Source organism: Cupriavidus sp. DB3, from assembly GCF_020418465.1.
Classification (GTDB): domain Bacteria; phylum Pseudomonadota; class Gammaproteobacteria; order Burkholderiales; family Burkholderiaceae; genus Cupriavidus; species Cupriavidus cauae.
In genome coordinates this window covers 328,854-350,666 of the sequence record NZ_JAIZPL010000001.1, presented here as the reverse complement: position 1 = coordinate 350,666, position 21,813 = coordinate 328,854, and the positions used below count along the sequence as shown (strand labels likewise).

The following is a 21,813-nucleotide window of genomic DNA, read 5'->3' as shown; positions in this document are numbered from 1 at the left end:
TGTCGCCCGCTGCAGCCACGGCGGCGGAATCTGGCGACAAACGTAAGGCAAACCCGCGCGCGGCCGAACGAATAAAAACGAGACTCCATATTCGATTTGCATCGTTCATCGAAGCGGCATCGCGGCGTTACGCTAGGCGCCGATCCGAATCCGCACAGGGAACCACCGCCATGCCTTCCTCCGCCTTGCGCCGGCTGCCGAGCAGCGAGCCGCGCCTCGATGAAACGCTGGATGTCTTGCGTGCCACCTTCTCCGCCAACGCCGCGCGGCACGATGCCGACGGCAGCTTCGCGCACGAGAACTTCGCGCTGCTGCATCGCCATGGCCTGATCGCGCAGGTCGTCCCGCAAGCCCATGGTGGCGGCGGCGCGAACCTGGCGCAGGCGCGCCGCATCGTTGGGGCAGTGGCGGCGGGAGATGCCGCCACCGCGCTGGTGCTGACGATGACCTATCTGCAGCACCGCGCGATCGCGCGCGACGACCGGCATTGGCCTTCGGCGGTCGCGCAACAGGTGTTCGACAGCGCCGTGTCCGAGGGCGCGCTGATCAACGCGCTGCGCGTCGAGCCCGAACTGGGCTCGCCTTCGCGAGGCGGACTGCCGGGCACGGTGGCGGCGCGCACCGCCGACGGCTGGCGGCTGCGCGGGCGCAAGCTCTATTGCACCGGCATCCCGGCCCTGCGCTGGCTGGCGGTCTGGGCGCGCACCGACGAGCCGCAGCCGCGCGTCGGCGTGTTCCTGGTGCCGGGTCCTGCCGATCCGGCACGCGGCATTCGCGTGATCGAGAACTGGAACCACCTGGGGCTGCGCGCGTCGGGCAGCCACGAGACGGTGCTGGACGATGTGTGGATTCCGCCGGAATATGCGGTCGACATCCGGCCGCCCGAGCAATGGGCGCCGGCGGCCGCCAGCCAGGCCGATACCGACGGCAATGCCGATCAGCAGGCCTGGATGGTGGTGCTGCTCGGTAGTCTCTACGAGGCAGTGGCGCGCGCAGGCTTCGACTGGATTCGCGACTTCGTGCGCAACCGTGCGCCGGCAAGCCTGGGCGCGCCGTTGGCGACCCTGCCTCGCGTACAGCAAACCATCGGAGAAATCGCCGCGCTGCTGCAGGCAAACCGGGCGCTGCTCGACGACGCGACCGCGCGCGTCGATGCCGGCCGGCCGCCGTCATTCGGCGACAGCGGGCTTTTGAAATTCACAGTGACCGGCAACGCCATCCGCGCGGTCGAACTGGCGCTGCAACTGGCCGGCAATCATGGGCTGAGCCGCAACAACCCGCTGGAGCGCCACTATCGCGACGTGCTCTGCAGCCGCGTCCATACGCCGCAGGACGACGCGATCCTGATTGCAGCGGGCAGGCACGCGCTGGCATGAGGCCGACGGTCGTAAAGGCACGCTCGTAAAGTCATGCGCATAGAAGTCACGCTCATGAAGCGGGGCGCCCGGCGATATGCTCGCTGGCGCCGCGCTCCAGCAGGCGAGCGGCCTGCTCCGCCGGCACCGGCGGACTGAACAGGTAGCCCTGCCCCTCGTCGTAGCCCTCCTCACGCACCGCGGCGAGCTGGCTCGCGGTCTCGATGCCCTCGGCGGTGGTGACAAGCTTGAACGCCGCGCCGAGGCTCGCCACCGCGTGCAGGATCGCGCGCCCCTCGTTGCCGCCGTGAAGATCGGTGACGAAGGAGCGATCGAGCTTGATCTTGTCGAAGGCAAAACTGCGCAGATAGCCCAGCGACGAATAGCCGGTGCCGAAGTCGTCCATCGCAATGCGCACGCCGATCTGGCGCAGCGCCTGCAGCGTCGACAGGTTCGACTGGCTCTCCTGCAGCAGCACCGATTCGGTGATCTCCAGTTGCAGCCGTTGGGGCGATATCCCTGCGTCGCGCAGCGCCTGCCGCACCGTATCGACCAGCGCCGGATCGCGGAACTGCAGCGGCGACAGGTTGACGGCCATCGACACCGACGCCGGCCACGCCGCGGCCTGCCGGCACGCCTCGCGCAACACCCAGGCGCCGAGCGGCACGATCAGGCCGGTTTCTTCGGCCATCGGCACGAACTCGGCCGGCGAAATCATGCCGCGGTCGGGATGCTGCCAGCGCAGCAGCGCCTCGAAGCAGCGGATCTGTCCCGAACGGAGGTCGTACACCGGCTGGTAATGCAGCAGGAACTGTTCGTCGGCCAGCGCCTGGTGCAGATCGCGCTTGATCGCCACGCGGGCGCGCAGTTGCGCGTCCATGTCGGCGTGGAAGGCCAGCACGCTGGACGCGCCCTCGCGCTTGGCGCGGTCGAGCGCGATATCGGCGGCGCGCAGCAGGTCGTCGGGCCGGTCGCCGTGTTCCGGCGCGAGCGCAATGCCGACGCTCGCGCCGATGGTGACGGTATGCCCTTCGATCGTGAACGGCTCGGACAGGCATCCCTGGATGCGGCGCGCCAGCGCGGCCGCCTGCTCGCCATCGGCCACGGGCGTCTGTACCACCACGAATTCGTCGCTGCCCAGCCGCGCGACGGTATCGGCCTCGGTCAGGCAACTGCGCAGCCGGTCGGCAACCTGGCGCAGCACGGCGTCGCCGACCGCATGGCCGAAGGTATCGTTGACGGCCTTGAAGCCGCTCAGGTCGAGGCAATGCAGGGCGGCGCGGCTGCGCTCGCGCAGCAGCAGGTCCAGATGCTCGCGCAAGGCGACGCGATTCGGCGTGCCGGTCAGCGCATCGTGCCGGCTCAGATAGGCCAGGTGCTGTTGCGCGGCCAGGCGCTCCTGTTCGGCGCGGCGCCGTTCGGTGATGTTGCGGAAGAAGATCGACAGGCCCTCGGGCGTCGGATAGGCGTGCACCTCGAGCCAGATCGCCAGCGGCGGCAGGTATTCCTCGAAGGCCACCGGCACCTGCTCGTCCAGGGCGCGCCGGTAGTGCCGCGCGAACACGCCGTCCGCTTCCTCGGGAAACATGTCCCACAGGCTGCGGCCGATGGCGGGAGCGCGCTCCTGCAAGGCGCGCGCGGCGTTGCCGTTGAAGTAGGTCAGGCGCCAGTCGCGATCGATCACGATCACGCTGTCCATGGTGCTCTCCAGCACCGCGGACAGCCGCTGGGCCAGCTGCTGCGCCTCGCGTTGCGCGCGGTCGGCGGCCTCGCGGGCCTCGCGCGCCTCGGTGGCGTCCAGCGAGATCGCCAGCAGGCGGGCCGGCCGGCCCTGCTCGCCGGGAATCGACGCCGTCACCGTGTCGAGCCACTGGACGGCGCCGCTGCGGGTATGGCGGCGGATCGTGAAGCGGCCGATGCCGCCCGCGCGCGCCGCGTCCAGCGCCTTGCCGGCATTCGTACGGCAGCCTTGCGGAATCAGGTCGATCCAGCGCTCGCCGAGCACCGGTTCGTCGTCTTCGATCTCGAGCAGGCGGTAGGTGGTCGCGTTGGCGTACAGCACGCGTCCGTCCAGATCGAGCACGCGGATGCAGTTCGGACTGTTTTCCAGGATGCTGCGGCTGAATCGTTCGCTCTCGCGCAGCGCCGCCTCGGCGCGCATGCGATCGTCGATGTCCTCCAGCGTGCCGTACCAGCGCAGCACGCGGCCCTCGCCGTCGCGGCGGGCGGCGGCGCGCGAGCGGAACCAGCGGTATTCGCCGCCGCGCATGCGCAGCCGGAAGGCCTTGTCGAACGGCGCCCCGCTGTCGACGCTGGCCTGCCAGCGCCGCAGCGTTTCGTCGAGATCGTCGGGGTGGACCTGGCCGGTCCAGCCGGTCCCCATGCCCTGCTCCACCGCCATGCCGGTCAGTTCCTCCCAGCGCGGCCCGGCTTCGGACACCAGGCCTTGCGCGTCGGCGGTCCACTGCACCTGTGGATTGAGTTCGACCGAATGACGGTAGTGCTCTTCGCTCTCGCGCAGCGCGCTCTCGGCCCGGCGGATGTCGGTGATATCGATGATCGAGGCGATCACGACGGGCATCGGGGCCCCGCCCGGTCCGGCCAGCATGACGCGGCGCTTGCGGGTGGCCAGCACGCGCTTGCTGCCGTCGGCGGCGGTCAGGGTCTCCTCGACCTCGCGCTCCTCGCCGGTGTCGAACACCTCGTCGTCGACCGCCCAATAGCCGTCGGCCTGTTCCTTGGGCAGGAAGTCGTGATCGGTCCGGCCGAGCAGGGTCGCGCGGCTGTGGCCCATCAGCTCGCACATCTGGTCGTTCAACAGCAGCCAGCGATGCGCGCGGTCCTTGACCAGTACCGGATGGGGCAGCGCGTTGAGCAGCGCCTCGAGGGCGGCCGCGCCGCGGTCGCCGCGAAACAGCGCGAAGGGTTGCCGGCCATCGTCCGATGGCGCTTCTTGTCGGCCTGGCGCGGCGCGAGGGGTCATGGGCGTGGTGATGGTTGCATGGCGGACGGAAGGCGCGTCGTGGGGGCCGACTGGGCCGGTACCGGGCCATTGGGCGGCACTGTAGCGCACCTCCGATGCCCCTCGCTATCCAGCGCTGTCCGACACTCGATGAGCGGCCATCCGGGCAGGAAGACCCAGGCGATAGCGCTTCGCCGCTGCCTGAGGTCGAAGTGGACTCTCGCTATGCAACTGATTGCATAGCACCCTGCGCGCTGCTATTCTTATTGCAACTGGTTGCATAGCGCGAACACGCCGGGCATACGGATCCGGGCTCGCCGTAGCGCCAACCGGTGTCCCCCACCCGAAGAGGAGAGCCTGATGGAAGTCGACGACCAGCCCCTGTCCGACGCCGCCCGCCGCACGCTGGCGACCTGGCATCGGTTGCTGGAACGCAATGCGATGGAGGAACTGGACCCGCTGCTGTCGGACCGGATCGTGTTCCGCTCCCCGGTCGCGCATACCCCCTACCCTGGACGCGAGGCGATCAAGCTGGTGCTGAAGACCGTCAATACGGTGTTCCAGAACTTCCGCTATCACCGCACCTTCGCCAGCACCGACGGCAGCAGCGTCGTCCTCGAATTCAGCGCCGAGGTCGACGGGAAGGCGCTCAAGGGCATCGACATGCTGCGCTTCGACGAGGAAGGCCGGATCGTCGAGTTCGAGGTAATGGTGCGCCCGATGAGCGGGTTGCAGGCGCTGGGCGCGGCGATGGGCGAGCGGCTCGGCGCCGCGAGGGAAACGCTGACGGGCAAGGCGCCGCGCGCGAAACCGTGACAGGGAAGGCGCCGCGGCATTGAGCCGGCGGCGCCGTGGGATGTGCCCTGGGGGGCGTGCCCCCCCAGGTGTGTGGCACTGGGGTGTGCCCTGGTGTGGCCGCGAGGGGCCGGTGCTCGCCGCTCAGTCGGCGAAGGCGCCGGCCTTGCGCAGCATCGGCTGCCACTTGTCGCTTTCCGCCTTGAGCCAGGTCTTCAGCCCTTCGGGCGTCTGCTTGGCCGGCGGCACGATCTCGGCGCCCAGCTCATCCAGGCGCTTGACCACCGCCGGGTCCTTCAACGCGGCCTGCAGCGCGGCGGTCAGGCGCGCCACCACCGGCGCCGGCGTGCCCTTCGGCGCGTACACGCCGTGCCACACCTTCATCTCGAAGCCCTTGAGCCCGCCTTCCTGCAAGGTCGGCGCATTGGGCAAGGCACGGATCCGCTGCGGCGTGGTGACGCCGTACAGCTTGACCTTGTTGGCGGCGATCTGCGGCAGCGTCGCGGTGGTCTGGTCGCACAGCACGTCGACCTGACCGCCCAGCAGCGCCGTCATGGCCGGCGCCGTGCCCTGGAACGGAATCACGTTCAGCTTGACGTTGGTGGCCTGCTCGAACAGCAGCCCGCACAGCTGCGAGACCGCGCCGAGGCCGGCGTTGGCCAGATTGATCTTCGACTCGTTCTGCTGCACGTAGCGGACCAGTTCGGCGGTGTTGTTGGGCGGCAGGTCCTTCTTGCCCAGCAGCGTCATCGGCACGTCCGCGACCTGGCCGATGTACTCGAAGTCCTTCAGCGGGTCGTACGACAGCTTGCGGTACAGCGCCGGCGCGGTGGCCATGCCGTTGTGGTGGATCAGCAGCGTATAGCCGTCGGCCTCGGCGCGGGCGACATAGGCCGGCGCGATGGTGCCGCCCGCGCCGGTGCGGTTCTCGACCACCACGCTTTGGCCGAGGTGCCTGGACATGGCCTGGCCCAGGCTGCGCGCGACCACGTCGGTGGGACCGCCCGCGGAGAACGGCACCACCAGGGCGATCGGCTTGTGCGGGAAGGGATCGGCCGCCTGCACGCCGGCCGCGGCAAACAGGCCGAGCGCCGCGACGGTCAGGCGGCGCAGCGAAGCGAGCGGTCGAAGGGAACGGGTGGACGCAGTAGGAACAGCCATGGCGATGTCTCCGGATGTAATGCCCTGCGTATCCAGGGCTCGAAATCGCCGTAGTGTCGGCCAACCGACCGCTTCGGCGCCATCTGCCATTGCTTAAGCCATCGTACGGGTCAGCGGAAGCCGGGTTTATGCGGATCGTTGGTACCGGGGGTGCGGCTGCGCTCTTGCGGCGCCCCTTGCCGCCGGTCCTTGCTGCGGACCGCCGTTGCGCTTGCCGGTGGGGCGTCGCCGAAGACGGATCAGCGCTGCAGCGCGTCTTGCCCGTCGTCGGCCGCCATCCGCTGGAGATGCGCCACCAGCATGCGCGCGGCCGGCGACAGGCTCTGCTCGTCGCGGAAACAGATCGCGAAGCGCCGATGCGCCCAGCCGTCGGTCAGCGGCACGACGCGCACGTCCAGGCTCGCGGCGACCGGTTCAACCACCTCGCGCGGCATGATCGCCAGGCCCAGCCCGGCGCGCACGCAGCGCAGCGAGGCGTCGAAGGTCGACACCACCGCCCGATAGGTCACCGGCCGGCCGACGATCGCTGCGTGGCGCGCCAGCATGGTGTGCACCGCGGTCTGCGCCGGCAGGCCGATATGGTCGAAGTCCAGCGTATCGGAGAACGCGCATTCGTTTGCTTCGGCGAGCGGATGCGAGGCGTGCACCACCGCAGCCAGATGGTCGGCGCGATAGGGCCGCGTGGCGAGCCCTTCCAGATCGGCGGCATCCCAGCAGATGCCGAGCGGCGCCGAGCCCTCCCGCACGGCCCGCACCACCTCTCGGCTCACGCCCTCCTCGACCGAGACGCGGATATCGCGATGCTCGGGCTGCTGCAGGAAGCCGGCGATATCGTCGGGCAGCGACTCCGCCATTGACGACACCGTGGCCAGCAGCCTGACCTGCCCCTTGATGCCCGAGCCGTAGTCGGCCATGTCGCGCGCGACCCGATCGGCCGCGGCCAGCATCGCCCGCGCATGCTCGAGCAGGATCTCGCCGGCCGGCGTCGGAATCACGCCTCGCCGGCGCCGCTCGAGCAACTGCGCGCCGACCGTATCCTCGAGCTGCGCCAGCCGCTTGCTGATCGCCGACGCGACGATATGCTGCTGCTCCCCGGCCCGCGCCATATTGCGCGTCTCGCAGACCGCGACAAACAGGCGCAGGCTGGTCAAATCCAGGTCCCGCATCGTGGGCTTGCTCCTTGGCAACGCTAACGGCTCGTCAGGGGGCAAATCATAGCGCGCCGTTTCCCGGCAGGAGGCATATCCCCTTCGCTGAACGAGAACGCCATCGCCAGCGGCGACAGGAGCAAACCCACGCTGCATCACCACGTGTATTTCACCCCCGCCCGGACCACGTACTGGTGATAGCGCTGCTCGCCCCATGCGCCCGCCAGGTTGGCCCAGCCGGTCCAGCGCTTGTCGAGCTGCGCGTTGACGCCGAGCTTGGCCTCGTAGCGGTTCTCGGGATAGAGATCGCCGACGGTGACGCGGTCGAAGGTCATGCGGCGGTCGGTGTCGGCGTGCCACCAGTTCAGCGTCAGATAGGGCTGGATGCGGCGCGTGTCGCCCTGGACGAAGGTGCGATGCAGGCGCAGGCCGAGGCGCGTGATCGGACCGTGCGCATCGCCGCCGGCGATCCGTGTACCGTTGGTTTCCGCGATGTCGTCCTGCCGATAGTCGACATAGATCAGCTGCGCCTGCGGCTCGATCACCCAGCCGCCACGCAGCGGGATCGCATAGCCGACCTCGCCCGACACCGCCAGTCCATGCGCGTCGTACTTGACCGCCGGCAGCCCCGCTCCCTCCACCCGCTGGTCGAACCACCCGTACTGGAACCAGGTATCGGCATAGGCGCCGAGCTTGTTGTGGTCGTTCTGGTACCAGGTGCCATAGACGCCGGCGCTGAAGCCGTCGACCTTGCCGCGGGCGCGAGCCGGATTGCCGGCGGCCTCGGCGTCGGTGCTCGCCGCCAGATAGCTGCCCATCACGCCGAGATGGACGCGGTCCGCGGTGCCGAACAGCGCCCACTTCGCCAGCTCGGCGCCGCCCTGCAGCAGAAAGGTATCGGTATCGACCTGGAAGTTGCCGTCGCGGCTGTGGCTGCCCTCCCACTTGCCGACCACGCGCAGCCACCCGGAGCGCGGCTGCTGGCTGGCCGGCGCGAAGCCCTGCGATTCGACGAACTGCGGCTCGCCGAGCCGGTCGTGCAGGCTGTGCACGAACATCTCGCCGGCGACGCGGCGATTGGCGAGGTACGCCGCCGCTTCGGGCCGGAACAGCGGCCGCGGCGGCAGCGGCCCGGGCGGCGTCGATTCGCGCTCGGAACGCAGATACCACGACTGCGGCGACGAGGGATCGAGGCTGCCGCGAAACAGCCGGTACTCGTAGGCGCCGGCCACCACGCGGCCATCGAGCGCGAAGGCGTCGGTCGTGGTGGTGGCGCCGCTGGTCGCCTCGACCACCTGGATGCCGTTCGCGGTCGTCAGCGCGCCCGCACCGCCGGCGTTGACGATCCGCAGCCGTGACTGTCCGCCGGCACTGCCCTGCACCACCAGCTTGTCCGACGGCGAATCGTCGGCATCGAGCCGCGTGTTCAGCGCGATCAGTCCGCCGACCCCGGTGTATTGCTGCACCGTCAGCGTCTTGAAGGCACCGGCCACCGGCGGCGCGAATACGACCTGGCTCGCATCGATTGTCAGCCGCGTCAGGTTGGAATTGCCGGTCATGTCCCAATGCGTGTTCCGTCTCAGGCTCACATCGGACACGCTGCCCGGCTCGGTCAAGGCCGCGCCGGTGATGCGGCTGTTGTCCGCGACGATCGTGCCGAAGCCCGGCTCGGGGCCGGTGGTGACGATCGTGGTGCCGGTCGCAATCGACGGATCGCGTTCGGTCGCCAAGGGATTCGAGGATGCCTCGTTGTCCCGCTGCTCGCCCGGCGGCTGCATCGTGCGGCGGGCCGCCGCGGCAAAGGCGTCGTTCGGTCCGACCCGCAGCCACAGCGTGCCGCCGCTGACGGTGGCATCGGCCAGCCCGACCGTTGCGGTGCCGCCCGCTACGGCGATGGCAGGACCGGAGGCGCTGGTCAGCCGACTGCCGCCGATCAAGTCGGCGCGCGAGTGGGTTCCAGACAACCCCGTGAGGAACAGGGCCGAGGCATCGGTGCCGCTCGCCTCGGCCGTAATCCCCGTCGCGGTGACCGTGGCCCCCTGGTACACCGCAAAGGCATGGGCGCCGTTGCCCTGCGTGCCGACCGCGGTGCCGGCGAGCGCCGCCGACGATCCGTCGCCGATCGCGCTCAGGCCGTGACTGCCATCGCCGGTGGTGCGCACGGTGCCACGCGCCATCGCCAACGTGCCGGCGCGGAACACGGCGGCGCCCGGTGCATCGGCGCCGGCGGTCGACACGGTGACCTCGGTGGCGTTGAGCGTGGTGCCGGCATCGCCGACGAACAGGCCGACCGCGCGCTCGCCGGCGGTCGTCACCGCGCCACGCAGCAGCGCGATGCTGCCGCCTGCGCGGGCATAGGCGCCGTAGCCGTCGAGGCCGGCGGTGGTCACGGTGCTGTCCGTCGCGGCAAGTTGGCCGGTGTGGGTGGCAAACCAGCCGGCGGCACTGTCGCCGCGGATATTGGCCGTCGTGCGCACGGCGTCGATTCGCGCGCCGTCGGTGGCGAAGGCGCCGTGCGCGTTGCTGCCGGCGGTCGCCACAGTCGCGTCGGCGATCGCGATCCGCGCGCCCGGCCCGCCCATGCCCGAAGCACGCACCGCAGTGCCGGTCGCCCCTTCCGTGACGATCGATCCGCCATTCATCGTGATGGACGCACCCGTCTGCGCGTTCAGGCCATAGCGGCCGGCGGCCGCGGCCTGGCGCACCGTGATGGGCACGCGGGTCAGCGTCAGCGTGCCGCCGCCGACCGCCATCGCCCCGCTGCCGCCTCCGGTGGTGGTGATGGACCCTTCGACCAGGGCCGCGCGGCTGCCGGCGCCCTGAACGAATACGCCCTGCGCACGCAGATCGCCGCTCGCGCCGCCGGCGGTCGCGATCGTCGCACCGGACAAGGCGACGCTGCCGCCGGAAAACACGCCGACGCCGAATTCGCCGTTCGCACTGGTGCCGATCGACAGACCGCCCGGCGAGCCGGCGCCCGGCGCCGTCTCCACGACCGCGTTCTGCTCGACGCGCAACGCCTGGCCCGCGGCCGTGCGCGTCGCCAGGCGAATGGGCCCTTGCGTGGTATCGAACACCACGCGGCTGCCGTTCCTGGCAACCAGCGCCCAGCCCGCGCCGGGCGTGGCAGGCACGTCGATCGTGGTACCGCCGGCCACGACCGCGTCCTGCGCGTCGAGAATGATGGAATTGGTGATGAGGCCCGGGCCGATCGGCGTCTGCGCCTGCGTCTGCGCGCCGATGGCGCCCAGTGCCGCGAGTCCGATGCGTCCGATGCAATGCCTCACCAGTGGTTTGCCGCGCCGCGTGGGCGAGGGACGCGGGGGACGCACCCCCGCTTGCTGACAACAGGTTGTGCGCATGACAGTCTCCCCGGTTTCGAACGACATGCCGGCGGACCATCGTCGTCGGATCCGTGCCGCGGCCTTTCGCCGAAGGCCTGCGTGGGCCCGCCTGCATGGCGGTCTATTCTGCGACTGTCACGCGCAGAGAGTGCGCGTTTTTGTGCCGGGGATTTTTGATCTGCGGCGCTACCGTCACCGGGCGCGCCCCGCTGTCGGCGCATGCCCTGTTCGCATGCGCCGGCGCGAGACCGGGGACTTCAATCGAGGCTGAGCTTCGCCTGCGCGGCGACCTTCTTCCACTTGGCGATTTCGGCGCGGCGGAAGGCGTCGAGCTCGGCCGGCGTCGAGCCGACGGTCTCCGCGCCGAAGCCGGCAAGCTGTTCGGCCACGACCGGGTCCTTCAGCACCTGCGCCAGCGCGCGAGAGACCTGCTCGACGATCGCCGCCGGCGTGCCCGCCGGCGCGAACACCGCGTTCCACTCGTAGCTCTCGTAGCCCGGCACGCCCGCCTCCGCGATGGTCGGCAGTTCTGGCGCGGCCTTCGAGCGCTTGGCGCCGCCGACGGCAACCGCACGCAGCTTGCCGTTCTTGATGTGCTGCCACGCGGAACCCATGCTGGCGAACATCACCGGCACCTGCCCCGCCATCACGTCGACCATCGCCGGACCGCCGCCCTTGTAGGCGACATGCTCGAGCCGCGTGTTTGCCATCAGGTTGAACAGCTCGCCGGCCAGATGCTGCGCCGAACCGTTGCCCGCCGAGGCGAAGTAGACCGGCTTGCCGGCGTTGGCCTGGCCCAGCTTGATCAGGTCGGCCACCGTCTTGACCGGATACGACGGCGTGACCACCAGCGCATTGGGCACGCGCAGCAGCAGCGACACCGGCGCGAAATCCTTCAGCGTGTCGAACTGCATGCGGCTGTGCAGCGCCGGATTCTGCGCGTGATTCGAGGCATCGAGCATCAGGGTGTAGCCGTCCGGCTTGGCGCGCGCGACATAGGCGCCGCCGATCATGCCGCCCGCGCCGCCGCGGTTGTCGATCACCACCGGCTGGCCGAGCACGCTCGACAGCTTCGGCGCCAGCAGGCGCGCGACCACGTCGACGGTGCCGCCGGGCGGATAGGTGACGACCAGCGTCACCGGCCGCTCGGGATAGGCCGCGGCGGCGGGCGTGGCAACACCGGCCAGCAATACCGCCGAGGCGGCGAACAGACAGGCGCCGGCGCGGCGCGACAGCGTGTGGAACAGGGCAGGCAGCATCATGCGGAGTCTCCTTGGAATTGGAATAGGTTCAGCGCGGTATCGCCGAGCAATTGCCGGCGCTGCGCGACATCGTCGATCCAGTCGTCGAGCCATTGGCGGGTAGCGCCGTAGGACACGTGTGGATGTTGGGTATGGGGCCAGTCGCTGCCCCACAGCAGGCGCCCGGCGGTGAAGGCCTCCAGCAGCCGCTGTGCCGCAAGCCGCCCTGCCTGCGCGCATTGCGCATCGGGCCAGTTGCGATAGGCGCCGGACAGCTTGACCCAGACCCGTCCGCTGTCGGCGTGGCGCAGCAGAGCGTCGAAACCCGGGTCAGCCACGCCGAGCGCCGGATCGGGCCGGCCGAAATGATCGACGACGATGCGGCAACCGGCCGCCAGCAGCGCGGGCATGACTTCCTGCAGCCGCGCCGCGGGCAGATGCAATTCGACGTGCCAGCCGCGCGCATGGATGCGCTCCAGCAAGCCGCGCCACGGCGCCGTGCCGAGGTCGGGCGCCGGCAGGCCGATCAGGTTCAGCCGGATGCCGACCACGCCGGCGGCGGCCATGGCGTCGAGCTCCGCATCCTCGATGGCCGGGTCCACCACCGCCACGCCGCGCAGCCTGGCGGGCTCCGCACGCAGCGCCGCCAGCAGGTAGCGGTTGTCGGTGCCGAGAAAGCTCGGCTGGACCAGCACGCCGTGCGTCAGGCCATTCGCGTCGAGCTGTGCCAGATAGTCGCCCAGCAGCGCGTCGTGGTCCGGCCGGTAGCGCCGGACCGCCGCCAGCGCCAGGCCGTGCTCGAACACATGGGCATGCGAGTCGACGGCGGGTCGCGTCGATGGCGACGCGGATGGTGACGCAGGCGGCAGCGCTGATGGTGACGCGGATGGTGACGCAGGCGGCAGCGCTGATGGTGACGCGGATGGTGACGCAGGCGGCGGCGCGGATGGCGAAGACTGGGACAAGGCGCGGCTCCGGATCGAAAACGGCTGAATGGACAACGATAGTTCGGACGGATTCTAGGGAGCGCGGGTATAGTTTTCCATTATCCAGAATCTGTTTATTCATACCGTTTCGATATGGAAACCCGCCACCTGCGCTACTTCCTCGCCGTGATCGACCATGGCAGCGTCAGCCGCGCCGCCGACTGGCTCGGCATCGCGCAGCCGGCGCTGAGCACCGCGCTGGCCCGCATGGAGAAGGACCTGGGCGTCCGGCTGTTCGAGCGCTCGCGCCGCGGCGCGCAGCCGACCGCGGCGGCGCTGGCGATCCTCGACGATGTGCGCACCAGCGTCGAACGCATCGACGCGGCGGCCCGGCGCGCGCAGGAGATCGGCCGCGGCAGCGCGGGGCAATTGACGATCGGGCTGGTGTCCTCGGCGCTGTTCGATACGCTGCCGCGCGCGCTGCGCGAGCTGCGCCGGCGCGCGCCGGGCGTGCGCGTGATCCTGCGCGAGATGAGCAATGCCGAGCAGGCCGAGGCGCTGCGCACCGGCGCCATCGATCTCGGCCTGATGCACACGCCGGTGGCGGTGGGCGGACGCATGCGGGAGCGCCCGCTGCTGCGCGACCGGCTGGTGGCGGCGATTCCCGACGAGCTCGAGCCCGGACCGGACGGCAAGGTGTCGCTGGCGCAGATCGCCGAGGCCGGGCTGGTGATGTATCCGCAGGCCCAGCTGCCGGCCTTCTATGCCGGCATTCTCGATGCGATGCGCAAGGCCGGCCACGAGGCCCACGTCGCGCAGGAGGCCAACCGGACGCTGACCGTGCTGGCCTGCGTCGCGGGGGGCTGCGGCGTGGCGCTGTTGCCGAGCTGGATCCGTTCGCTGAACTTCCGCGGCGTGCGCTTTTGCGAGGTCCGCGATGGCGATGCCCTGCCGACCTTCGACCTGTCGGCGATCTGGCCGGCGCGCTCGGTGCCGACGCTGGCCGATCTGTTCGCCAGCCTGGAGATGGGGCCGGCGTAGCAGCGCGGCACGGGCGCGGACAGGCACCGCGGCGAGCAGGCACGGCGGGGACGGGCTCAGCGTCCGACACACTCGCCGGATGACACGCTCGGCGGATAACAGGTTCGGCAGGGGATGTCGCCGTGGCATGCCGTTTGCATCGTCACCCCGCACGATTGCCGATCCGCGAAGGAGTGACCATGCGTCCGTCCCGTCCCGTCACCATCGTCATCACCGGCGCGTCCAGCGGCATCGGACGGGCCACCGCCGAGGCCTTCGCCCGCAGAGGCGTGCGCCTGGTGCTTGCGGCGCGCGGAGAAGCGGCGCTGCGCGAAGTGGCCCATGTCTGCGCGGCGCACGGCGCCGACACGTTGATGGTGCCGACCGACGTCGGCGACGCGGAAGCCGTCGCGGCGCTGGCCCGGCTCGCGGCCGACACCGGCGACGGCCGCATCGATGTCTGGATCAACAATGCCGGCGTCGGCACGGTCGGCCTGCTGGAACAGACGCCGGTGCATGCCCACGAGCGCGTCCTGCGGACCAACCTGATCGCCTACCTGTACGGCGCGCACGCGGTGCTGCCCTACTTCAAGCGCGAGGGACACGGCACGCTGATCAATGTGCTGTCGATGAACGCCTGGTCGCCGTCGGCCTATGGCGTGTCCTACACCGCCAGCAAATATGGGCTGCGCGGCTTCAGCGAGGCGCTGCGCGCCGAGCTGCTGCCCTTCCCCGGCATCCACGTCTGCGACATCTTTCCGGCGGTGGCCGATACGCCGGCCTTTCGGCATTGCGCCAACTACACCGGCAAGGCGATCCGGCCGCCGCGGCCGCTGGTCGATCCCCGTGCCATCGCCCGTGCGATCGTGCGGGCGGCGGCGCGGCCGCATCGCCAGGCGACCACCATCGGCAGCGTGGCGTGGCTGTCCCGCGTCGGCAATCTGGTCACTCCGGGCCTGACGCGGCGCTTTTCCCAGCAGCTCGCCCAGCGCTATCTGGACCGGGCCGACCCCGCGCCGCGCACCGACGGCAATCTGTTCGATCCGACCGAGGGCTATATGGCGGTGGACGGCGGCTGGCGGAACCGCAACGAGGGATCGCGTGCCACGCAGGCCGGCCTGATCGGCGCCGGTCTGCTGGCCCTGGGCGTATCCCTGGGCATATTGGCCCGGCGGCGCCGCCAGGCCGACTAGGGTCTGGCGAGAACCCTCCGAGAACCCTCCCAGAACCCTCCCAGAACCCTCCGAGAACCCTCGGAGAACCGTCCCGGAACCCTCCGCATGGCGGTGCCGTCATGCTGCGTCGCAGCACGGCCGCGCGTTTTGCTTCACAATAACGGCCAAACCGGCCGCCCGGATCGCTTCGCTCGCTTCGATCGCGACCGGGCGTGCCAGCGGGCCGCAGAGCCCGCGCTCCGGTTCATCACAAGGTCCAAACAACACGCGTCCGCGCGATCTCTTGCAGTCATCTCCTCATGTCCGCCCCTGACGGTAGCCCATACGATCCGATCGACTCCTTTTCACACGACGCTCCCGCCCCTTCCCCAGCCGCTTCCTCCGCCACCAGCAAGGCGGAGCGCCGCGCCGGGCGGCTCGCGCTGCTGGCGCTGGGTGTCGGCGGCTTCGCCATCGGCACCGGCGAATTCGTCATCATGGGCCTGCTGCCCGACGCCGCCAGCGACCTGGCCATCACGATCCCGGCCGCCGGCCACCTGATCAGCGCCTATGCGCTCGGCGTGGTGATCGGCGCCCCGCTGCTGGCGGTGCTCGGCGCGCGGTTGCCGCGCCGCACCCTCCTTCTGGCGCTGATGGCGGTGTTCGCGATGGGCAACTTCGCCAGCGCGCTGGCGCCCGGCTACGGCTCGATGATCGTCGCGCGGCTGCTGACCGGCTTTCCGCATGGCACCTACTTCGGCGTGGCGGCGCTGGTCGCCGCCAGCCTGGTCGCGCGCGAGCGCCGCGCGCAGGCGGTCGGCATGGTGATGCTGGGCCTGACCGTCGCCACGCTGGTCGGGGTGCCGATCGCCGCGGCGATCGGCCAATGGCTGGGCTGGCGCTCCGCATTCGCGCTGGTCGGCCTGATCGGCGCACTGACGGTGTTGCTGGTCTGGCGCTGGGTGCCGTTCGTGCCGGCCGACCGCCACGCCAGTCCGCTGCGCGAGCTGTCGGCGCTGGGCCGCAAGCAGGTCTGGCTGACGCTCGGCATCGGCGCGATCGGCTTCGGCGGCATGTTCGCCGTGTTCAGCTATATCAAGCCGACGATGATCGAACTGGCGCACATGCCCGCCAGCGGCATTCCCTTCGTGCTGGCGCTGTTCGGCGTCGGCATGGTGATCGGCAATCTGGCCGGCTCCAAGCTGGCCGACAAGGCGCTGATGCCGACCATCGGCGGCGTGCTGGTCTGGTCCGCTGCGGTGCTCGGCGCCTTCGTGCTGACCGCGCCGCACGCCTGGCTGGCGTCGGCCAATGTGCTGCTGATCGGCACCGTGGTCGCGCTCGGCCCGGCCCTGCAGATCCGCCTGATGGACGTCGCCGGCGATGCGCAGACGCTGGCCGCGGCGCTCAATCACTCGGCCTTCAACATGGCGAACGCGCTGGGCGCCTGGCTCGGCGGCGTGACCATCGCGGCCGGCCTGGGCTGGCAATCGACCGGCTGGGTCGGCCTGCTGCTGGCGGCGGGCGGCCTGGTGGTCTATCTGCTGTCGCTGTCGGACGCCTCGCGCCGCGGCGCACCGGCCACCGCCTGAGGACGGGCCGCAACCGGGCACGACGGCCCGCGATGGCCTGCGATGGCCTGCGGCCATCGCGCTGCGCTACCATGGCGTTCCCTGCACCCGAGCCCACGCCAGCCCCATGGAGCCAGAACCGCTGCCGGCCACCGACGGCCATAGCCTCGCCCCGCATCGCCATCCGGTCTGGGAGGTATTCCTGGCCTTCCTGCGGCTGGGCCTGACCTCGTTCGGCGGACCGGTCGCGCATCTGGGCTATTTCCGTCAGGAATTCGTGGTGCGCCGGCGCTGGTTCGGCGAGCGCGTCTATGCCGACCTGGTCGCGCTGTGCCAGTTCCTGCCGGGGCCGGCCAGCAGCCAGGTCGGCATGGCGATCGGGCTGTCGCGCGCCGGCTTTGCCGGCATGCTGGCCGCCTGGGTCGGCTTCACGCTCCCGTCCGCCATCGCGCTGATCCTGTTCGCGCTGACCTTGTCGGCGTGGGGCAATGTGCTGCCCGCCGGCATGCTGGCCGGGCTGAAGATCGTCGCGGTGGCGGTGGTCGCGCAGGCGGTCTGGGGCATGGGCCGCTCGCTGTGTCCGGACCGTCCCCGCGCGACGATTGCCGCGGTCGCGGCCTGCGTGGTCGTGCTGGTGCCCGGGCCGCTGGCCCAGGTCGCGGTGATGGCGGCAGCGGCACTGCTGGGCCGCGCGTTGCTGAAGACGGCCCCGGCCGGCGAGCACGAGGCCTTGCCGATTGCGGTCGACCGCCGGCTCGGTGCCCTGATGCTGTCGATCTTCGCCGCGCTGCTGGCACTGCTGCCGCTGGCGGCGCAGACCTGGCCGGGCCAGGCACTGGCGCTGATCGACGCCTTCTACCGGGCCGGCTCGCTGGTGTTCGGCGGCGGCCACGTGGTGCTGCCGCTGCTGCAGGCCGCGGTGGTCCCCAACGGCTGGGTCGACAACGACGCCTTCCTGGCCGGCTACGGCGCGGCGCAGGCGGTACCCGGTCCGCTGTTCACCTTCGCGGCCTTCCTCGGCGCGGCGATGCGGATTGAGCCGAGCGGCTGGGCTGGCGGCGCCCTGTGCCTGGTCGCGGTCTTCCTGCCGTCCTTCCTGCTGGTCGCCGGCGCCCTGCCGTTCTGGGAACGGCTGCGCCGCAGTCCGCATGCCCAGGGTGCACTGGCCGGCGTCAATGCGGCGGTGGTCGGCGTGCTGCTGGCAGCCTTGTACGATCCGGTCTGGACCAGCGCGATCCACCGCCCGGCCGACTTCGCGCTGGCGCTCGCGGCGCTGGTGGCGCTGATGTTCTGGAAGCTGCCGCCGTGGCTGGTGGTGGTGGCCTGCGCGCTCGGCGGCTGGGGGTTGTCGCTGTTGCCGCTCTGAGCCGGCCCGATCCCGTCCGAGCCGATCGGATAGAAGACCGAGGATCGAGGATCGAGGATCGAGGACCGAGGACCGAGGACCGAGAATCGGAATCGGAATCGCGGTCGTGGATCGAAGACAAGGATCAGCGATCCAGGATCGCGCTCGGCGCCGTTGGCATGCGGCGTGCTTGAAACGAGCAACGCGGCTCGCCAGCACCGCTGCCCACGCGCCATGTCCTCACCATCCCGCCCAACTCCACCCGACGACGCGCCCGACCCCGCACCGGAACCGTCCGACCAGCGGCCGGCCACGCTCGATGCCTGCCGCCGCTGCGACCTGTGGCGCAATGCCACCCATGGCGTGCCCGGCGACGGCCCGACGCCGGCGCCGGTGATGGTGGTCGGCGAACAGCCCGGCAATCAGGAAGACCTCGCCGGCAAGGCCTTCGTCGGGCCGGCGGGCCGGCTGCTTGACGAAGCATTCGAAAAAGCCGGCTTGTCGCGCGAGTCGGTATTCCTGACCAACGCGGTCAAACATTTCAAATGGGAGCTGCGCGGCAAGCGGCGGCTACACAAGACACCGGCACAACGGGAGATCGAGGCCTGCGGCTATTGGCTCGAGGACGAATTCGAACGGGTGGCGCCGCGCGTGGTGGTGGCGCTCGGTGCGACGGCGCTCAAGGCCGTGCTGGGCGTCAAGGCGACGGCGCTGCGCAAGGTGCTGGGCCAGCCGATCGAGCACGAAGGCCGCACCGTGATACCGACCTACCACCCGTCCTATGCGTTGCGCGTGCCCGATCCCGCGGCGCGCGAGGCCGCCTTCGATGAAATCGTCGCAGCCTTGAAGCTGGCCGCGAAGTTCAGCGGCAAGGCGGCGCGCAAGGGCGCCGGCAAGACGGTCGCGAAACGCGCCGTCGCCAAGTCGCCGTCGGCGTCGTCGTCAGAGTCCGCGCCCAAGCCCAGGCCCAAACCAAGGCCAAAACCAAAACCGGCCGCGGAACCCTAGCGCTGCTCGATGCCGTCGTCGTCCTCCGGCTCGGCCTCGGCGCCGCGGTCGGTCAGCCACGGCCGGCCGCGCGTGACCGGATGGACCGGCACCCGTTGCTGCATCGCCGCCTTGGCCAGCATATGCGCGCTGATCGGCGCGGTCAGGAACAGGAAGGCCGTCAGCAGGATCTCGTGCAGACTCCAGCCCTCACCCAGGCTGCTGAAGTAGACGACGGACGCGATCACCACCCCGCCGACGCCGAGCGTGGTCGACTTGGTCGGCCCGTGCAGCCGCATGAAAAAGTCCGGCAGGCGCAGCAGGCCGATCGCGCCGACCAGCGTGAACAGGCTGCCGATCAGCAGCAGCGCGCAGACGATGGCCTCGAGGTAGAACGGCATCGCGGGGCTCCCTACTTCAGCTCGATGATGTCGCCGCGCTGCAGATACTTGGTCAGCGCGACCGTGCCGATGAAGCCCATCACCGCGAGCAGCAGCGCCACCTCGAAGAACTGCGCGGAGCCGAGCCAGATGCCGAACACCACGATCAGCGCGATCGCATTGATGTTCAGCGTGTCGAGCGCGACGATGCGGTCCGGCAAGGTCGGGCCGATCAGCAGCCGCAGCAGCGTCAGCAGGAAGGCGATGCCGAGCATCGCCAGCGAAATCGGAATCACGACGGCAAGCATAGGAAGATCTCCCTCAACGGCGCCTCGTAGCGCGACTTGATGCGCGCGATCATGTCGTCCGCATCGTCCAGATCGAGCACATGGATCAGCAGGCAGCGGCGATCGTCGCTCAGTTCGGCGCAGACCGTGCCCGGGCTCAGGGACACAATGCTGATCAGCGCGGTCAGCGCGATCTCGTGCTCGGACTCGAGCGGAAGCTCGATAAAGGCCGGTTGCAGGCGCGCGCCACGCACCAGCACCAGCCAGGCGACATGCACGTTGGCGACCACGATGTCGACGGCGACATGCCAGATCAATCGCAACGCGAGCCAGGGCCGCGCCAGCCGCAGCGGCCGCAACCACAGCCGCCGGCCGACGCGCAGGCCAATGGCCCAGGCCAGCAGCGCGCCCAGCAGCCAGTCGCCCGGCGCGGCCGCATTGCCCAGCAGCAGCCAGACCGCGAGCAGCATCGCGCTGAGCCAGGGATGGGGCAACAGGCGCCGCATCATCGTGCCGGCTCCGTCGGCGCGCCCAGCACCGCCCGCGTATACGCGGCGCGGTCGAACAGTTGCAGCGCGGTTGCGTCCAGATAGCCGGACAAGGGCCGCGCGAACACGACCAGCGCCACGCTGCAGGCCAGCAGCAATGCGCAGCAGACCAGCTTGGCCGCGTCCGGGCGGCGCACCGGCGGCGTACTGGCCTGTGGCCGCGTCACCATGCCGTGCTCGTGCGCGGCGGCGGCTGCCGGCCCCTGCCACAGCAGCCGGCTGCCGGTGCGGCTGATCGCCACGATCAGGGCCAGGCTGGACACCAGTACCGCGGGCCAGAGCACCGCCGCGCCGTTCCACTCGCCATACAGCGGCATCGCCTGCATCAGCATCACCTTGCCGATGAAGCCCGACAGCGGCGGCAGCCCCACCACGGCGATCGCGGCGGTCAGGTACAGCGTGCCGGCCAGCCGCGAAACGCCGCCGCCGACGGGCATCCTGCCGGACGGCAGCTCGAGCGAATCGGCCAGCAGGAACAGCGCGGCGGTGCCCACCGTGGTGCTGGCCAGGTAGTACAGCGTCGCGCTCCAGGCCTGCGGCGTCTGCATCGAGACCCCGGCGCACAGCAGTCCGACCGATACCAGCACGAGGTAGCCGGTCAGCCGTTTCATCGAACGCGCCGCCAGCGCGCCGCATGCGGCCAGCACCATCGTGACGATCGCCAGCCACCACAGCCAGTGGTGCATGAAGGCGCCGAACCAGCCGCGCCCGCCGTCGAACAGCAGGGCATGGCAGCGCAGGATGGCGTAGATGCCGACCTTGGTCATGATCGCGAACAGCGCGGCCACCGGCCCGGCCGCCGCGGCATAGGCACGCGGCAGCCAGAAGGACAGCGGAAAGATCGCCGCCTTCAGCCCGAACACCAGCATCAGCATCGCGCCGGCCGCCAGCGCCAGCGGTACCTCCGATGGCGCCAGCCGCGCCAGCCGCTCGCCGAGGTCGGCCATGTTCAGCGTGCCCGTGATGCCGTACAGCACGCCGATCGCCAACAGGAAGAACGAGGAGCCGACCAGATTGAGCACGACGTAATGCAGGCCGGCGCCAATCCGTTCGCTGCCGCCGCCATGGACGAGCAGCGCGTACGAGGCGATCAGCAGGATCTCGAAGAACACGAACAGATTGAACAGATCGTCGGCCAGGAAGGCGCCGTTCAGGCCCATCAGCTGGAACTGGAACAAGGCGTCGAAATGCCGGCCGGCACGGGTATCGCGCTCGCCTGCGCTGAGCACAGCGGCCGCGCCGAGCAGCGCCGTCAACAGCAGCATCAGCGCCGCCAGCCGGTCCAGCTGCAGCACGATGCCGAACGGCGCCGCCCAGTTGCCCAGCGCGTAGACCGCGATGTTGCCGCCGGCTGCCTGGCCGACGAGGCCGGCCGCAATCGGCAGCAGCGCCAGTGTCGCCAGCACGCCCAGCCAGCGCGAGCGTGCGCGCCAGCGGGCCGGCATCACCACCAGCAGGCCGCCGCAGAACAGCGGCAGCAGGATGGGCAGCAGCATGGCGTGGTTCATCGCGCCTCCTCGCTGGCCGGGGACGGAGCGGTCGATGGCGCCGTTGATGGTCCCGTTGGTGGCGCCGTTGGTGGCGCCGTC

The 21,813-nt window shown here is 70.4% G+C and carries 16 protein-coding genes and 1 pseudogene; 7 read left to right on the top strand and 10 right to left on the bottom strand.

The features are described from left to right. Positions 1-170: 170 nt before the first annotated feature. Positions 171-1,376 carry an acyl-CoA dehydrogenase family protein gene (locus tag K7G19_RS01525; protein ID WP_226105365.1) on the top strand — a complete coding sequence of 402 codons (1,206 nt, stop codon included), beginning with the start codon at positions 171-173 and terminating at the stop codon, positions 1,374-1,376. A gap of 52 nt (positions 1,377-1,428) precedes the next feature. On the opposite strand, the gene K7G19_RS01520 is transcribed toward K7G19_RS01525, so the two are convergent. Then, on the bottom strand, positions 1,429-4,338 hold the full coding sequence (locus K7G19_RS01520; RefSeq protein WP_226105364.1) for an EAL domain-containing protein: 2,910 nt from the start codon (positions 4,336-4,338) through the stop codon (positions 1,429-1,431). Between the two features lie 339 nt (positions 4,339-4,677). On the opposite strand from K7G19_RS01520, the gene K7G19_RS01515 reads away from it, so the two are divergent. Further along, positions 4,678-5,133 carry a nuclear transport factor 2 family protein gene (locus K7G19_RS01515; RefSeq protein WP_226105363.1) on the top strand — a complete coding sequence of 152 codons (456 nt, stop codon included), beginning with the start codon at positions 4,678-4,680 and terminating at the stop codon, positions 5,131-5,133. 123 nt (positions 5,134-5,256) lie between these two features. Here the strand turns inward: K7G19_RS01515 and K7G19_RS01510 are convergent, their stop codons facing one another. From K7G19_RS01510 to K7G19_RS01490, 5 genes are all read right to left on the bottom strand, one after another. Beyond that, entirely contained in the window at positions 5,257-6,273 is a 1,017-nt protein-coding gene (locus tag K7G19_RS01510) for a tripartite tricarboxylate transporter substrate-binding protein (protein WP_149318179.1), read from the bottom strand. A gap of 239 nt (positions 6,274-6,512) precedes the next feature. Beyond that, positions 6,513-7,439 carry a LysR substrate-binding domain-containing protein gene (locus tag K7G19_RS01505; protein ID WP_149318178.1) on the bottom strand — a complete coding sequence of 309 codons (927 nt, stop codon included), beginning with the start codon at positions 7,437-7,439 and terminating at the stop codon, positions 6,513-6,515. Between the two features lie 137 nt (positions 7,440-7,576). Next, on the bottom strand, positions 7,577-10,708 hold the full coding sequence (locus K7G19_RS25030; protein ID WP_226105362.1) for an autotransporter outer membrane beta-barrel domain-containing protein: 3,132 nt from the start codon (positions 10,706-10,708) through the stop codon (positions 7,577-7,579). A 314-nt stretch (positions 10,709-11,022) separates the two neighbouring features. Beyond that, on the bottom strand, positions 11,023-12,027 hold the full coding sequence (locus tag K7G19_RS01495; protein WP_370639465.1) for a tripartite tricarboxylate transporter substrate binding protein: 1,005 nt from the start codon (positions 12,025-12,027) through the stop codon (positions 11,023-11,025). Further along, positions 12,024-12,875 (bottom strand): amidohydrolase, encoded by an 852-nt coding sequence (locus tag K7G19_RS01490; RefSeq protein WP_226106273.1) that lies wholly within the window; start codon positions 12,873-12,875, stop codon positions 12,024-12,026. The genes K7G19_RS01495 and K7G19_RS01490 overlap by 4 nt, the downstream gene beginning before the upstream one ends. Positions 12,876-13,085: 210 nt before the next feature. Between K7G19_RS01490 and K7G19_RS01485 the strand changes: the two genes are divergently transcribed. From K7G19_RS01485 to K7G19_RS01465, 5 genes and pseudogenes are all read left to right on the top strand, one after another. Next, on the top strand, positions 13,086-13,973 hold the full coding sequence (locus tag K7G19_RS01485; protein ID WP_149318176.1) for a LysR family transcriptional regulator: 888 nt from the start codon (positions 13,086-13,088) through the stop codon (positions 13,971-13,973). A gap of 179 nt (positions 13,974-14,152) precedes the next feature. After that, positions 14,153-15,145 (top strand): SDR family oxidoreductase, encoded by a 993-nt coding sequence (locus K7G19_RS01480; RefSeq protein ID WP_226105360.1) that lies wholly within the window; start codon positions 14,153-14,155, stop codon positions 15,143-15,145. Between the two features lie 281 nt (positions 15,146-15,426). Then, the gene (locus K7G19_RS01475) at positions 15,427-16,698 is read left to right on the top strand and encodes an MFS transporter (RefSeq protein ID WP_226105358.1); all 1,272 of its coding nucleotides are present in this window, start codon (positions 15,427-15,429) and stop codon (positions 16,696-16,698) included. Positions 16,699-16,804: 106 nt separating this feature from the next. Further along, on the top strand, positions 16,805-18,043 hold the full coding sequence (gene chrA / locus K7G19_RS01470) for a chromate efflux transporter (RefSeq protein WP_226105356.1): 1,239 nt from the start codon (positions 16,805-16,807) through the stop codon (positions 18,041-18,043). A 213-nt stretch (positions 18,044-18,256) separates the two neighbouring features. Next, positions 18,257-18,889 (top strand): annotated as a pseudogene (locus K7G19_RS01465) (UdgX family uracil-DNA binding protein); the annotation flags it as partial. 137 nt (positions 18,890-19,026) lie between these two features. On the opposite strand, the gene K7G19_RS01460 reads toward K7G19_RS01465, so the two are convergent. The 4 genes from K7G19_RS01460 to K7G19_RS01445 are packed head-to-tail and all read right to left on the bottom strand — an operon-like array spanning position 19,027 to position 21,732. Then, the gene (locus K7G19_RS01460) at positions 19,027-19,410 is read right to left on the bottom strand and encodes a Na+/H+ antiporter subunit G (RefSeq protein WP_149318172.1); all 384 of its coding nucleotides are present in this window, start codon (positions 19,408-19,410) and stop codon (positions 19,027-19,029) included. Between the two features lie 11 nt (positions 19,411-19,421). Then, positions 19,422-19,697, bottom strand: a complete 276-nt coding sequence (locus K7G19_RS01455) for a K+/H+ antiporter subunit F (protein ID WP_149318171.1) — start codon at positions 19,695-19,697, stop codon at positions 19,422-19,424. Next, positions 19,682-20,185 (bottom strand): Na+/H+ antiporter subunit E, encoded by a 504-nt coding sequence (locus tag K7G19_RS01450; protein WP_149318170.1) that lies wholly within the window; start codon positions 20,183-20,185, stop codon positions 19,682-19,684. The genes K7G19_RS01455 and K7G19_RS01450 overlap by 16 nt, the downstream gene beginning before the upstream one ends. After that, positions 20,182-21,732 (bottom strand): monovalent cation/H+ antiporter subunit D, encoded by a 1,551-nt coding sequence (locus K7G19_RS01445; RefSeq protein WP_226105354.1) that lies wholly within the window; start codon positions 21,730-21,732, stop codon positions 20,182-20,184. The genes K7G19_RS01450 and K7G19_RS01445 overlap by 4 nt, the downstream gene beginning before the upstream one ends. Positions 21,733-21,813 lie beyond the last annotated feature (81 nt).